Below are 15,160 nucleotides of genomic sequence, written 5' to 3'. Positions count from 1 at the left end.
GAACGAGATGTGGTAGGGATTTGAGCTTAAGTTGACACCTATGAGCAGCTAAGAACCCCACCCCCAACCCCCTCCAATATCAAAAGTTTATTCTTTTCTCCCCCCCGTTGCGGGGGTGCGGGGAAGGGGCTTTGAGAAATGGGGTTACTCAAATGGATTTTATGATGTAGGTGGCTGTCGTCTCATTCCCAGTCTCTGACTGGGAATGAATTCTAGAAGGCTCTGCCTTCAATGATATTAGAGGCAGAGCCTCATCAACTGCATTCCTAGTCAGAGACTAGGAACGAGATGTGGTAGGGATTTGAGCTTAAGTTGACACCTATGAGCAGCTAAGAACCCCACCCCCAACCCCCTCCAATATCAAAAGTTTATTCTTTTCTCCCCCCCGTTGCGGGGGTGCGGGGAAGGGGCTTTGAGAAATGGGGTTACTCAAATGGATTTTATGATGTAGGTGGCTGTTCTGGGAACATACATTTATCTGAGTCACAACCACTAGGGCCTGCTTCTGATAATTCTCCTAAATCGTAACGACTTAGGACTCCACAGAAATCATCTGTTTTCCGTCGGGCTTTGACTTCTTTAGATAGGCTTTCATAAGTAGCTTTGTCTACAGGTTCAAAGGGGAGACGGGGGAAGGATTGCAAGTCATCAAATCGGGCTAATAAGGCAGCAGAAATATATCCTTCATCATTTTGAATGGCTTCATAGATGCGTGTTCCTAATAGTTCAACTTCCTCGGAACGGAGTTCTAGGGTTGCTGAGGTGTTATGGGTGACGTAATGACTTTGGACTTGCATGACAAAATCCAGTTGCGCTAAGACGGAAAACTGGGAAACTTCTATTTCATCAGCGCCGGGTAAATCAGCCCAAGATACAGCGACGGGGATTTCGACTAACCATTCTGTACACCGAGGATCAAAAGGATCATTGAGGAGGTTGCCGTTTTCGTCTTTGTCCGATTGGGAGGGGATGACGTTGTAACCATAGTCTATACAAGCTAGGGCTACGGGGTCATTTTTACGGAAGGTAATGCGCCGGATGAATCTTTGGGCTTTGGGGGGATGCCAACCGGGTGATGCTCCGGTTAAGAGGGATTTGGTATTGTGAGATTTCAGCGCTCCTTGCCAGTACCAAGAATCGTCATCATTTACACCTGCCACTGCAAAGTCATAGCTGTAATCAGGTATGGTTTCAAATTCGATAGCAGCCACTCGATAGGGACTAAAGGCAAATTGACGTTTTGGTGCAAATAAAGGACGTAAACCACACTTACGACTATGGGTATTGAGATAAGTCAGTGATTCTGGTTGAGATAGTATTCGGCTTAAAGACAAACCCCACATATTTTTAGTTTTCTGTAGGTTCTCTCCCTGGGTGTTATGGAAAATTGAGAAGCAGAGTCCGACGGCTTCACCCACTTGTTGTAAGTTGCGGATGAATGCTTCACTAGCGGAGTCAATTGATAATGATCCTTTCTCACGGACACAGCCATCTGTATCAATGAGACCACAGAAAAATGACAGGATTGTTTCTCGTGATGAACGACGGATTGCTTGGGGAATCCTGTCAAGATCAATACTATGAGATTTGTCTAGTTGATTGAGTTTCAGCCAATCAAACAGTTGTTTGCAAGCAAAAGTCAGTTCTCCTCGTGAGTTGTCATTGCGAGGATCGTAACTAACAGTTCCAGTTAGTCCAAACCACTTGGAGGAAATGGTTTGTAGTCGTTCTACTAGATCAAATTCTTGAGCATTAAAGGCAAAACGAATCCGATATTTGTTTTCACTGAAAGCACCGTCTCCAAACAAGCAACCCAAAAAGTAGCCAATTTCCGGGTTAAGGGTGGTAGGAGTAACAATATCTTTGGTTAAGATACCTCGGCTATGTCCTTCTGTTTCTTGACGGTAATCACGAGTGTATTGGTGAGGGTTAATACTCAAAAGTAGAGCATCTTCTTGTTTGCTGTATTCTCCAAGAGAATAGGTGATTTCCATTCCGATGGTTAGTTGGTCAGCACGTACCCAAGCATTATCTACGTTGAGACGATGGTTAGGAGTCATGCGTAAGACTCGACCATTATTTAAGGTGATTCGGACTAGGTTTAGAGGCTGATTGGCGATCGCTTTATCTGCTGCTATACCTTCACGAACACTTAGGTCTAATCCTTCTGTTTCACCACTTCCCGCATCTATAATTTCATCAGCGTAAAGCAAACCTTGATCAAATATCCGTAATGCTGTGCGGTCTAAACAACCAGCGGGCTGGACTGTGGTACAACGATTGGGGCGTTTGATTTGATGGCGATCGCAATATTCCCACACTACTTTATGAACGACATCTTTCCAGAAGTTGAGATATTTTTGTTCACCACGTTTAAAAATCAGTCCTTCAGGAGTTTCGGGTCTTCCTGCTTCCCACCACCGTAACCAATCTGTCCCAAAAGCATGAACAAAGAAATCAAATAATCCGGTGAAGGATACACCGACAATGGGATCAAGTTCCCGGCTGTATTGATAGCGGGGTTCAAGGAATTGGTGATTTAACAGGGCGACTACGGAAAGCGCACCAGCGGTAAATGCCTCTTCTTGTTCTTTATAGTTGTCGGGGTCGAGTTGGTTTAAGTGTACCTCAGCCAAATTACAGTGGAAGTCAGCACCAATAATCTCCAGTTTTGTTACCCTAGAGGCTTTTTATCCTCTAGTTCTTGATTTTCGGGGTTGTTACAACTTGTGACAACTTAATTCAATCAAGCTCGGCGTACATTTTCGCTTTGTAGCGTCAGGCACTCTTGGGGGAGTTATCGCTTCCTTGTCGCTCATCCCCTACGCTCTACGGTGCTGGTGGTATCCAGTTACCTCGGTATTAGCAAGTAATCTTGTCATATAAGTTTGGAGAAAACTTACAAATTTATATAAAAGACGACTTTGTTCTCAGCTTTCACCGATTTTGCCTGATTTTTATACGTGAGGCAAGTATTATAAAATACCACACGGGTTTAATCCATATCTACCCAAACGATGTTCTACTTCATCAGTACCAACTTCAGGATAGTATTCTTGTATCCATTCTCTGGCTTTTCCTTGGTCGTAAGCTTGCAAAAAGTCTTTTTTGATTTCTGGTGTATTTAATAAATCAGCATTAGCTCTAGCAACTGCTTCACCAGCCCATTGAATTGCTCCTTCACCACTATAATACTGCTTTTGAACTGCTGCAATAGATTCTTCTAAGGTTGGTTTGTGGTGAAAGACTCGGCTATGGTTCGCCATTCGCAAAGAATCACGCTCTGGATCTATCCGCCAGTTGCCTTCTGCGTCTTGTTGCCATAAGTTATCTTTGGCAGTTGCGCCTTGTTCATCTTCAGAAACGAATTGTCTCATCCCGGCACTGTTAGAAACTAAAATGCCTTCGCAGACAAATTCGTGAACAGTCGCAACTTCAATATCATAAGTAGGTGCAGAGCGTACATTTAGCTCTACACCTAAAACCTTGACTGGTACTAAATCAGTAGCTTCAGGAATATATTTTTTCAGGGTGGGGAGTATCATTTGTTGATGAATAGCACCCCAGTGATATTGAGTGGTGTTAATAATAGGGCGAACCATAGCTTTCGGGAAGCCGTGGTCTTTAAATGATTTGGGAGTCTGACGTTTCTGGCTAGAAAACTGAAGGGAATATTTTTCAAAGCAGTTTTCAACAGATTGATATGCTGCTGCACCAACTGTTACTAGTTCGCCTTCCCATTTGCCCGTTCGCTTGCGAATTGAACTACACATCCGGGTTGTAATTCCCAGGGATGCGTAAAGTGCTTGAATTTGCTGTAAAAATCGCTGGTGAACTGAAGCTACTAAAACTCCTTGAGAATGACACCCATCAGCGTCAGCAAGACCAGCTAAGTAAGCTTTACGAATGTCGGCTTTAGCCAACAGAATGCAATCAGGAATATTTAATGGCTGGAATGCTTGTTTGAATGACTTGAGATATTGATTTAAGGCTGATGAGTTAAATTGTAGCTCGTAGGCTTTGGTTCGGCACTGTTCGGGAGTCCGCAGTGTGTGAGTTTCTAAACCAAAGTCGCTCCCAACAGCAATTAAACGTTCCAAAATATTGGGGCTATCTTCATGAACTCGAAATCTAACTCTTGATCCATCAGAACTAACTGAACCATCACCATGCAAATAGCCGATGAAGTAAGCAACATCAGGAGTTAATGCAGGAACAGTAATTTTCTTGGTTTTACCTTCGACTTTACCCCGAAACTCAGGCAGTTCAGTGGGTGTACCGGGTATAGTCTGTGGCACGAATATCAAGCGATCGCCTGATTGCAAATCCTGAGCTTTAACCATTTTATAATTGCCGTACACATCCGTGAAAACGGCAACTTTGTGATCGGCTGTACATTCAAAGCTACCATCTTGAGTTTGAATTCGGCAGAGAGATTGTTCACCTTGAATAAAGAAGTTAGTAACAGGATAAAAACCCTTGCTGGTGAGAACGCGATCGCCTACACGCACCTTAGCAATGGGAACTAAGCCTGATTCTGTATGAACTAAGGCATCTTCAGGAAGACAGCGCCGAATATTGCCAGCAACTATTGTGACAGCAGCTTCATCAATTAATAAGCAGCATTCGACAGAATTTAATTGTCTGCCTATTGCCTTATTGAGAATAGAGGCGCAACGCTGATACAATCCGGGCAACTTCACAGGGTTAGCCATACCGCCAAAACCTTTGAGGGTTTCCCCAGATTGGCGGACATCGCTAATATCAACAATCACCTGAACGTCACCTGTAAAACGTTCATCCGTAGAAAGTTCTAACAGGGTTTGATAGGATTTTACCCAACCTTCCCGACTGTCTCCGACGTGGATAGTAGCGGTGTTAGCTTCTATATGGGTTTGTGTAAATTCACGCCGCTGTGCTGGGGGTGTGCTGCCAATTTCACCTTTAATGGTGATATTGAGGCGATTACGGATAGGGGGAAGTTGATTAATATATTGTGGTTCGATGATAGCACCCGTACCGCAGCCCATCATGGCTAGATCCATCATCAACCCAAAAGCACTCCAGTCTACAAGGTTAGTAGAGGTGCAGTTATAAGCACCGGAAAAGTTTTTGGCTTTGGTTAACCAATCTGTGCCACCAACCCACATCCAGCGCCCACTGGGGAGGGATTTCATGTTTCGCTGCATCTTGTCTAAAATGGCAGCTTCTTCACGGGTGAGTTTTCCCAGTTCTACTAAACCGCGTAAAGTGCGATCGCACACCTGGTCCCATGTTTCTCTTAACCCTGCCTCTGTCCGACGGCTGTAGGTTCTAAAAAACACTGGATTGGCTGCTGGAGCAGATTCTGGAAAAGCTGCACCCTGACGTTGACGTTCAAGTTCTCGAACCATGATAAAGTATGATTGCTTATGGATAAACTACGACTATACGCCAAGTAGATTGAGGATTAAAGATTGAAAAATTTACCACTTTGCGCTATAGCTTAGTCTGTGTCAATTATAACTATATTTTTGTTTTTAGGTTAAGTATAATACCCTGACAGTGCATTATCAGGGTATTAGAATCTCAAAGTTTTACCTGTCAGTTTTCGTAGAATGGGCTATCTGTGTAATAGTGCTGTTTGTGTAATTTTTGCGTTGACTATTCATCAAGCAGAGACAGCCAGTAAAGATGCCAATTCACTTATATTATTTACAACTTGACGTAATTGCTCACTGAAATAGATAACTTCATAATTAGGTGCAAGTTCTTTTTGCAGTTGTTTCCACAAACTAATCCCTTCTTGTTCAAAAGCTGCTGCTGCTTCTGGACTCAAATCTGGTGAATTACCAGGATCTTGCCAATTTAATGTGGCATTATAAGCAATTGCCCATTTTCTCAAATGGTTAATGGTTTCTTGGCTGAGGGGCAGTTTTGCTGGGTCAATGTTACCAACTTTATCAGCATCTGCCCACCATAAAGGGTCGCACCCATAATCAGCCATTAGTTTAATTTTTATTGCCATAGCTACTACGGTGGAATTATGGTAATGAGGCTGGATTAGCTCCAACTATATAACCATTATCGCCTACTGTCACTGCTATATACTGCTTTTTTCCATTAAAATTTACTTCATAGATTTCTCTTCGAGGTTCTACTGTTCCTTGATAACCAAGAAATATTCCACTGATTACAGCAGCCATAACAACATCGGCAATTTCATCTTCAGAAATTCCCCGTTTGGCAAAGTCTTCTTGATGTTTCTCCAAAATGTGTAATAGTCCACTTCCTCTTTTACCAGGTTTTCCCTCTTCTAAAAATACGATTTTGCCATCAGCTTGTTTAGCAATCTTAACTATTTTTTCAGAGGTATGCTTAATGCCAAGTTTGACAAGTTCCGATATTAAGGCTGATTTTTCAGCACTATCCATTTTTTCTCCTTAAATTGGGGGTAGTCTCACGCAAAGGCGCAAAGACGCAAAGAACTGCCAATTTAGCGTTACGGATTTACTACTTTGCGCTATCTACCGATTTAATATCTCATAGTTAAATATGATTCATTTGCCAATTTGGCTGTTTTTTGCAATTGACCACTTTGCGCTATGTCTTGTAATGTGTAAATTATGACTATATTTAAAAAGCATCTTACACCTTGGCGAAGTCTGATTACCCGCGCCCTACATCAAAATCGTAGCCTCGTTTATGCCCGTTACGTACAACTGGCAACAGTGCGGGAAAATGGCTTTCCTGCTAATCGTACCGTCGTCTTTCGCGGCTTTCTAGAAGATACCAATCAGCTAAAATTTATTACCGATATTCGTAGTGAAAAAGCTGAACAAATATCAAAACAACCCGCAGCGGAAGTTTGCTGGTATTTTCCCAACACCAGAGAACAATTTCGGATTACTGGAGAATTAATATTAGTAAGTGCTGATTCTCACCCACATTTACAATCTGCGAGAATTAAAATGTGGCAAGAATTAAGTGATGCAGCTAGGTTACAATTTGCTTGGCCTATTCCGGGTGACATGAGAGTACAAACATCAGAAGCTTTTGCACCACCAGCACCAGACAATATTCAACCATTAGAAAATTTTTGTTTATTATTACTTGAACCAGTAAAAGTAGATCATTTACAATTGCGGGGTGAACCACAGAATAGATGGATTTATCATCGCCATGAACAACAAGAATGGTTGACAGAAGCAATAAACCCTTAAAAAAATCCTGCTGGGAAACCTTTAAGAAATTCTTAGGACTGATTGTTTTTGCCAAGCCTATCGAGAAACGAAAGTTCATTGATTAATTTTTTTTGTTGGGTTGCACTTTCGCTTAACCCAATCTACAATTTTATTAACATCAAATTAAATATCCTCTTGATATTTCACTAATAAACTAGGAATGTAATCATATCCATCAACGCCAATAATAGCAATCATATTCGGGCGATTTTGTTGCAGTAATAATTGAAATTTGTCTGTGGTAATTTGCCCTCTAATAATTGTCAATAAAGCAGCAGGTTGTCGCCATTCATCAGAGGCAATTTGCTCTAGAAGATACATTCCCAAACTACCAGAGTAAACTGCTTTCTCATAATTAGCCATAAGATAATTAGCTTCAGCTAAATATGCTAAATTTCTGCCTTGTAAATACAAATCGCCAGAAATTTGGGCAATTTTAAAGGCATTTTCTAAATATTTAATTGCCTGTGGATATTGTGCAGTAACTAAATAAGCAATTCCTAGACTACTAAAACATAAAGCTTGACTTTGTAAATCGTTTAATTTTTCTGCTAATTTTAAACCTTGTTCTAGATAGTTAATAGCAGATTCATAAACTTCAGGTTCACTAATTTCTGTTTGCTTGGCTTGCATAACTTCGCTATAACCTAGATTTACCAAAGCATTAGCTTCTCCAGTTTTGTCTCCTGTTTGTCTACTAAAAATTAATGCCCGTTGACTATAATTAATGGCTTCACCATAATTTTCTTGTTGTACATAAGTCCGACTTAGGTGATTGAGATTGGCAATTTCACAGGTTTTATCTCCGGCAGTTCTAGCTATTTCTACGGCTTGTTGATGAAAATTAAGAGAGCGATCATATCTGCCTAAACCGCGCTGAGAATACCCCAATAATGTCAAAATCCGAGCTTTTTCCTGAGTACCTTCGGCTGAACGCAAGGGGGCATCTAAATAATCTAAAGCATCCCGTAAATAACTACCAGAAAATGAGGCAAAAATCCCACCGTAGAGAGGGAAATAAGGACGTTGGGCAAAGGTTCGCAAAATTTGCAGCATGATTTGGGATGCACCATTGCTATATATTATGGCTTGATTTTGAAAACCACTAGCTAATTGACTCCAAATTACGGCAAAGGTTAAAAATGTGGAAATAGATAATTTAGGACCTGCTTTAATATCATAAGCTTGTTGATAGCGAAGCGCTCCGTAGGAATCAAACCAATTAATTAACCCTCTTTGCAAAAGCTGTAAAACTATTGTTAATTCTACCCAGTTACTCAAACTAATTTGCTGTTGTTGTTGAGCAAATTCTATGGCTGATTGTTCTTTTGCGAGAATCTCAAAAAATGCTTGGGGAACTTCACTATTAACTACTTTAGCCCAACTTGCCCAAGGACTATTTTCTCCAGGTATACCACCAAATCCTAGAGAACTTTTGGGTTCATACATCCAATTTAGTAAATTTGCTTGAATTTTTTGCCAAGAGGTGACACCACGATTAATCCCGTCAGCAATTTGCTGAAAATCTTGATTAGCACCGGCAAATTGTTGTAAAGATTTGGCTAACTGTTGAAGTTGAGATAAATTTAAGGGATACTTCAAATTAGGATCAGTAGCTCGCAATAAAGCTGTTAATCGCTCATCTGCGGTAGCTGTGGTAATTTCCCGCATAGATAGGGATATCACTTCAGTGGCTTTATTTTGTTCTTGCCAGCGTTGCCATTGAGTTTGGATGGTTTTAGCTGCGCGTAAACTCCGGGTAGCTTTGGCTTTTTTCAGTTCATCGGTTTCCGAGTCTACCTGAGATTGGATCGTATTGAGGCGATCGCTCAAAACTAATTCAAACACCTCCCCAGTCCCGGAAGTGATACCTTTGAGCAACATTTGATAAACCTGCTCTACAGAGCTAATTTTACCCTTGAGAGTGGTTTCGATAATATCGTTAATTAAAGCGAGATAATGCTCGCGCAATGGTAAAGGGTCTGACACTTTAGCTAATAGAGAACATCACAACAATTCTCATTGTAGCTGTTGCAGGTTGAGAGATTGAGGATTGACTGTGATTCAATTCCCGTTTGATGACTGAACGATAAGTAATTGGACAAAAATATTTACAGTCATTGCGAGCGAAGGGAAGCAATCACAACCCTGGCGATTGCTTCATTTCACTTCGTTTCATATGGCTAATGCCATGCAACGCTTACGTAATAACATTGTGTAATTAATTCTGTCTCACTACTTAGAATCTAAAATAATCACAATTTGGAATCTAAATTACAACAGCGATCGCGCACATTGACAAAATCTGGTAAATTTTGGATCATATAGGCTAGGGCATGATCACTGCGATAATTAGATAAACCAGCGACAGCCATATAGCGAGCAGTATGCACTTGAGCGAGATACAGTCAGCTAATTGTAAAGCCTGTAGGGGCGCAGGGTCTGCGCCCTAGATTGTATTGCATCAAGGGCGATAACCGCTATATAAACATCACCGATGGTCTTAATTTTTTCTATACTATGAATTTCGGCTAATTAGTATAACAAGTACCGAAGAACCGACATTGATATTAGTCATCATGCTCATTTTGCGTTATGAGTAGTTAAATCAGTGTCACCGGACTAAGAAAAAATAAATGGCTCGTCACCCGACATTAACTTTTGATCGTGGTACATTAATTTTACACCCACCACCACGAAGTAAAACATGGATAGACTATGCAACCTGGGATGATAGGGTAGAAAAATTCCGAATTCCCGCAATTAGATACCGTTCCTTAGTGGAAGCACTCCAAGCTGAAGGCACAGATTTTATTGATGAAGCCAAGGCTTTTTACCCCTTGGATTTGGTTGCTAGTTTAGAAATGACACCCTATCCCCACCAAAATGAGGCATTAGCGGCTTGGAAACGGTTAGGACGACAGGGAGTAGTTGTGTTACCTACGGCGGCGGGAAAGACTTATTTAGCGCAAATGGCGATGCAAGCCACACCACGCACGACATTAATTGTCGTCCCCACGTTGGATTTAATGCACCAGTGGTATGCTCATTTAGTAGCGGCTTTTCCGGATGCAGAAGTGGGTTTACTGGGGGGTGGTTCACGGGATAGAACCGCGATTTTAGTTGCTACCTATGATAGTGCGGCTATTCATGCAGAAAGTTTGGGTAATAAATATGCGTTAATAATTTTTGATGAATGTCACCATTTACCTACAGATTTTAACAGAGTCATTGCCGAATATGCGATCGCACCCTATCGGTTAGGACTGTCCGCAACCCCAGAACGCACAGATGGAAAACACGCTGATTTAGATATCCTCATTGGTAAAGAAGTTTATCGCAAATGCGCTGAAGATTTAGCCGGAAAGGCTTTAGCTGCTCATGAAATTGTGCAAATTAAGGTTAAATTATCCCAATTAGAACGAGAAAAATATAATCAGTTAATTCAAACTCGCAATGATTTTTTAAAGCAATCAAAAATATCTTTAGGAAGTTTGCAAGGTTGGCAGATGTTTGTGCAAATGAGTGCGCGTTCTCAGGCTGGACGCAGAGCAATGTTATCACATCGTCAAGCCAAAGAAATCGCATTGGGAACAGATGGGAAAATCCGGGTACTTGTAGACCTATTAGCTACCCATTATCCCGAAAGAATTTTAATTTTTACCGCTGATAATGCCACAGTTTACCACATTTCTCAAAACTTATTAATTCCCGCAATTACTCATCAAACTCCAGTCAAAGAAAGACATGAAATTTTAACGAAATTTAAGGAAGGTGAATATAATACCTTAGTTGCTTCCAATGTTTTAAATGAAGGTGTTGATGTCCCCGCAGCCAGCATTGCCATTATCTTATCAGGAACAGGTTCAACCAGGGAATACATTCAACGTTTAGGGAGAATATTACGCAAAGGAAATTTAGCAAATAAACAAGCAATTCTCTATGAAGTTATCGCCGAAGACACCAGCGAAGAAGGAACTTCCGCCAGACGGAGAGGGGAAAATAACAATCAGGAAGAAAAGCCGCAAAAAGCAAATTTACAAGTTATTTATGGAACTGGAAAGAAAAGCGATTTAAAAGCAGCAGAACAATTAGAAATTAATTATTCCCCAGAAAAGAAAGATGTTACCAACGGACCTACTGATACACCGCCAAAACGGCGAAGAAATTATCCCAAAAAGACTGAAACTTGATCAAAAACATTTGAGTTTAGCGACTGAATTAATTAAGTTCTTTCAGGAAGCAGTCGGGAAAACTCAAGGATTACTAGAACGTCAATTAGCAGACTTTGAAGGAGATACCACAGATTACCGGATGAAACGAGGTTTAGCTTATATTCTCAAAAGTGGTTTTTGCACCTTTGAAATAGTTAGTCCCCTCGAACCACCCATGTTAAGAGCAAAAGTATTTGCATTAGCAGCAAAATCCGTTGCTAGTCAAGAATCAACTGATATGATTTTAAATAAAATTGCTGATGATTTAACTCAAGAACTTAATCAAGAAGTTTTAGCTGCTCAAATCAAAAATGGACTTTATGCTGATTTATCGGAAAATAAAATATTAACCGCTTTTGATACTCCTAAACCAGAAGAAGTTTTACATCGTTATAATTTATCTCAAGTCCAGGGAATTTTCTATAAAGCTAGTCAATTAGTATTAAATGCTCATCGCAATGTTCCCGGAGAATATAAACTCTTATTTCGTTATTTAAAGCTATTTCAATTAATGGCTTATATTGAAGGTGATGCTGATCATGGTTTCACAATTAGTGTAGATGGACCGACAAGTTTATTTACTTCCAGCACCCGCTACGGTTTAGCCATAGCCAAACTAATTCCCGCCTTACTTCATGTTACCAAATGGAGTTTATCAGCGACCTTAAAAACCCGTGATTTTTACACAAACGAATGGAAAACCGGACGTTTCACCCTCAATTCAGAATGTGGCTTAGTTTCCCACTATCCTCCCGGCAAACCCTATGATAGTATGTTAGAGGAATCATTTGCCAGTAAATGGGATGCCTTAAAAAGTGGTTGGATATTAGAACGAGAAGTAGATTTAATTCCCATTCCTGGTAGTGTGATGATTCCCGATTTTCGGCTAGTTCATCCAGACGGAAGAGTATTTATATTAGAAATTGTTGGTTATTGGCGACCAGAATATTTACAAAAGAAATTTGCTCAAGTTAGAAAGGCTAATTGTGATAACTTAATTTTAGCAATTTCCGAAAGATTGAACCTAGAAAAAGCCGGAATCAAACTAGATAACGTACCCGCCAGAATAATTTGGTTCAAAGAAAAACTCTTACCAAAATCCGTATTAGCAGTTATGGAGTGATATCATGTCCGGTTGAACACTTATCATATCTGTTGAGGCTGGTAATGGGTAATTGGTAATTGGTAATTGGGAAAAGGCAATACAATAGACATCTCCGAAAATTAAATGTGCGTCGTTTGAACCCCTTGTAGAGACGTTCCATGGAACGTCTCTACAATCTTTACCGGAGAAGTCCATTATATATAATCATCAAATCCATTAATTCATCCGTTCCTATCTGCGTTTATCTGCGTTTATCTGCGTTCAATTATTCTAGAAATCTTGGCGTTGCTGAATAAGGGTATGAATTTTAGTCTCACGCAAAGGCGCAAAGACGCAAAGGTAAGAGTTTTAAAGATTCAATTTGGGAATTTCATACCTCAATTCAGCAACGCCATTTTCACCAGATGTCTAATGAATAAGGTGCGTCAGATAGAAGATATCTGTTTTTTTATCAAATTATCGGGACTGACGCACCCTACAAACTACTCTCTGCGCCTCTGCGCCTCTGCGTGAAAAAAAATCATAAAGGATATTACTTCCCCTTACCAGATTTAAGAGATAACAACATCTCCATTTGAGTCACGGATTTACTAGGACTATTAACAGTCACACCAACACCACGAATAGAATCAAGAATAGCGGTAGCGTCCGCAGGTAAAGGTTGACTTTGAGCGGATACACGCTGAATTATGGTTTTGGTTTTGTCCATATCTAAATAGAAATAACCACCGTTGGGTTTTTGTAAAGAACCTGTAACAGTTTTAAAGGTATCACTTTGATCAAGTGCTGCACCTTTGCGATTTGCTAGTGTTTCCGCAACGGGTCCACCAATAGCCACAAATGCTGTATTATCATTGAGCCAACCATGTGCCACTAGAGCGCCTTGTTGGGGGATTTGCCATTCTGTGACATTTTTACCGCCAATGGTTCTTTGAGCGACATTGAGAGATTGCTGTTTGGCTAAATTATCGAGTTTGGTGAAGGTAGCTTCGGCAGTTTTGCGATCGCTCGTATCCAATACTAACGCACCGCCAAAACCCACATTGGCTAATAAACCTTGATTAGATTGAATTGCACCCAAACCAAACTCGCCATTCATCCAGCCAAAAATATCTTTATCTAAATCAATTTGCAGAGCTTTTAGTTGAGTCCGCGCTTGTTGAATTCCTTGATTTAATTCGGGATAATCTTTGGACTGTTCCACAAAAGTTTCCCAGCTTTTACTAATACCTTGTCCACTAGTTAAAGCCAAAGTTTCACCAGGGAATTGTCCCACAATCTTGGCGGGAGTAGCTTGATATTGGAATTTATTTAGTTGGGGATCTAAATTCACAATTGCTTTTAATCGCAAGCCGTCATCATCTATTCCCACCCCTGCTGTTAATGATTTGACTTGCTTAATTTGTGCGAGAGTTTGTGGGGGTAATTGTTTAGATTGAGGATTAAATGCCGTTAATTGTTGGATCATATTGGCATAATCAGGGACATAAATTTGCGCCAAACTATTCTTAACATCCACACCTTTGCTCAGAATATCATTTGCACCTTCTTTAGTGACAAAAGAAGGTTCGCCTTTATAGGTATCAATCGCTTTTTCTACAGCTTGTTTATTGGATGTTAAAAGCAAATAGTCATTATTCACAACCGTTACATAAGTCGGTTGACCTTGACCTGTAGATTCGATAATTTTTTGACCTTTGTAGTCAGATTCCTGAATTTTGACGTTTTTTTTGTCTTTCAACTTATTCGCAAATTTCAAAGCTGCTATTTTATCTTTAATCCCGACCACCAACAAATAATTTGGTGCTTCGGATGCGCGAAAGTTGTCCTGAGATACTTTCTTTGCATCTGGTGGTAGTACCGCAATCATCATTCCACCAACCCAAGGTTTAATATCTGCTTCGTAGGAAATCTTACTATCATTCAACATTTGTTGATTGAAGTCCTGGAACTCTTTACCTAGTAATTTCCGGGCTTCCGGTGTACCAAACTGCTGCAACTTATTCCAAGATTCAGGATTAGTGTCAATATAAGTTGCCATTAATGCAGTTGCAGGTACTAATTTAGCACTACCTAAAGGGCTAGAACTATTCGTACCACCCTTGAGGTACATATAAGCTGCTATGCCCCCTGCTATAATCACAGCAGTACCAATTACAGGGATGAAGAACGATGTTTTTTTTGCAGACACTGGTAAATACTCCTGATTTGTGTAAATTATGTAACAGATGCAATGAAATGTTCATTGGTGGTTGGGGAAATTTATCTAGGCAAAAATTCATTAAAAGAACTATATTTTGAGGATTTCGTCAGTTTCGTTGATATCAGTGGATACTGCATATTCAGTATAAAAAGGTTGGACATATCCGACTCCTAGATACAGTTTACAATTAAGTGCTGAAAAAACTTAATGCTCATGAATTCTGATGTTTGAATTCTTTTTTATCGCTAATTTCCGCTATTTTCACGGTATTTACTGATATAATCGGAAATATATGATCAGCAAAAATTTGTAATTGGGTTTAAATAATACTCCACTATGGTCAGGACTGAATCCGCAAACGATATTTTATTCCTTTGAAAACAATAGTCAATTTGTCACCTCCCAGTTATTCTAA

General features: G+C 40.2%; 9 protein-coding genes and 1 pseudogene. 3 read left to right on the top strand and 7 right to left on the bottom strand.

The genetic code is table 11. The features are described 5' to 3' along the window. Nucleotides 1–440: 440 nt before the first annotated feature. The 4 genes and pseudogenes from NG743_RS22215 to NG743_RS22200 form a co-directional block, all read right to left on the bottom strand. Nucleotides 441–2,666 (bottom strand): annotated as a pseudogene (locus NG743_RS22215) (LAGLIDADG family homing endonuclease); the annotation flags it as partial. A 309-nt stretch (nt 2,667–2,975) separates the two neighbouring features. Then, nucleotides 2,976–5,393 carry an LAGLIDADG family homing endonuclease gene (locus tag NG743_RS22210; RefSeq protein WP_035082126.1) on the bottom strand — a complete coding sequence of 806 codons (2,418 nt, stop codon included), beginning with the start codon at nt 5,391–5,393 and terminating at the stop codon, nt 2,976–2,978. 257 nt (nt 5,394–5,650) lie between these two features. Continuing rightward, complete coding sequence (locus NG743_RS22205) at nt 5,651–6,007, bottom strand: immunity protein CdiI family protein (protein WP_027401776.1); 357 nt, start codon at nt 6,005–6,007, stop codon at nt 5,651–5,653. Nucleotides 6,008–6,023: 16 nt separating this feature from the next. Beyond that, nucleotides 6,024–6,413, bottom strand: coding sequence for a hypothetical protein (locus tag NG743_RS22200; RefSeq protein WP_027401777.1), 390 nt, complete (start codon nt 6,411–6,413; stop codon nt 6,024–6,026). Between the two features lie 192 nt (nt 6,414–6,605). Between NG743_RS22200 and NG743_RS22195 the strand changes: the two genes are divergently transcribed. Then, nucleotides 6,606–7,202, top strand: coding sequence for an Npun_F5749 family FMN-dependent PPOX-type flavoprotein (locus NG743_RS22195; RefSeq protein ID WP_257120910.1), 597 nt, complete (start codon nt 6,606–6,608; stop codon nt 7,200–7,202). A 144-nt stretch (nt 7,203–7,346) separates the two neighbouring features. On the opposite strand, the gene NG743_RS22190 is transcribed toward NG743_RS22195, so the two are convergent. Beyond that, nucleotides 7,347–9,212 carry a tetratricopeptide repeat protein gene (locus tag NG743_RS22190; RefSeq protein WP_027401779.1) on the bottom strand — a complete coding sequence of 622 codons (1,866 nt, stop codon included), beginning with the start codon at nt 9,210–9,212 and terminating at the stop codon, nt 7,347–7,349. 266 nt (nt 9,213–9,478) lie between these two features. Beyond that, nucleotides 9,479–9,616, bottom strand: coding sequence for a hypothetical protein (locus NG743_RS22185; protein WP_160170611.1), 138 nt, complete (start codon nt 9,614–9,616; stop codon nt 9,479–9,481). 243 nt (nt 9,617–9,859) lie between these two features. Here NG743_RS22185 and NG743_RS22180 point away from each other — a divergent pair, with 243 nt between their 5' ends. After that, a complete protein-coding gene (locus NG743_RS22180; RefSeq protein ID WP_257120909.1) occupies nt 9,860–11,416 on the top strand; it encodes a DEAD/DEAH box helicase in 1,557 nt (518 codons plus the stop codon). Further along, the gene (locus tag NG743_RS22175) at nt 11,346–12,560 is read left to right on the top strand and encodes a DUF790 family protein (RefSeq protein ID WP_257120908.1); all 1,215 of its coding nucleotides are present in this window, start codon (nt 11,346–11,348) and stop codon (nt 12,558–12,560) included. Before NG743_RS22180 ends, NG743_RS22175 begins: the two co-directional genes overlap by 71 nt. Before the next feature lie 514 nt (nt 12,561–13,074). Here the strand turns inward: NG743_RS22175 and NG743_RS22170 are convergent. Continuing rightward, nucleotides 13,075–14,733, bottom strand: coding sequence for a DUF3352 domain-containing protein (locus NG743_RS22170; RefSeq protein ID WP_027401782.1), 1,659 nt, complete (start codon nt 14,731–14,733; stop codon nt 13,075–13,077). Nucleotides 14,734–15,160 lie beyond the last annotated feature (427 nt).

This window comes from Dolichospermum heterosporum TAC447 (genome assembly GCF_024584745.1).
Classification (GTDB): domain Bacteria; phylum Cyanobacteriota; class Cyanobacteriia; order Cyanobacteriales; family Nostocaceae; genus Dolichospermum; species Dolichospermum heterosporum.
Note: the sequence above shows the minus strand (reverse complement) of the source record. Positions and strands in the feature narration are given on the sequence as shown.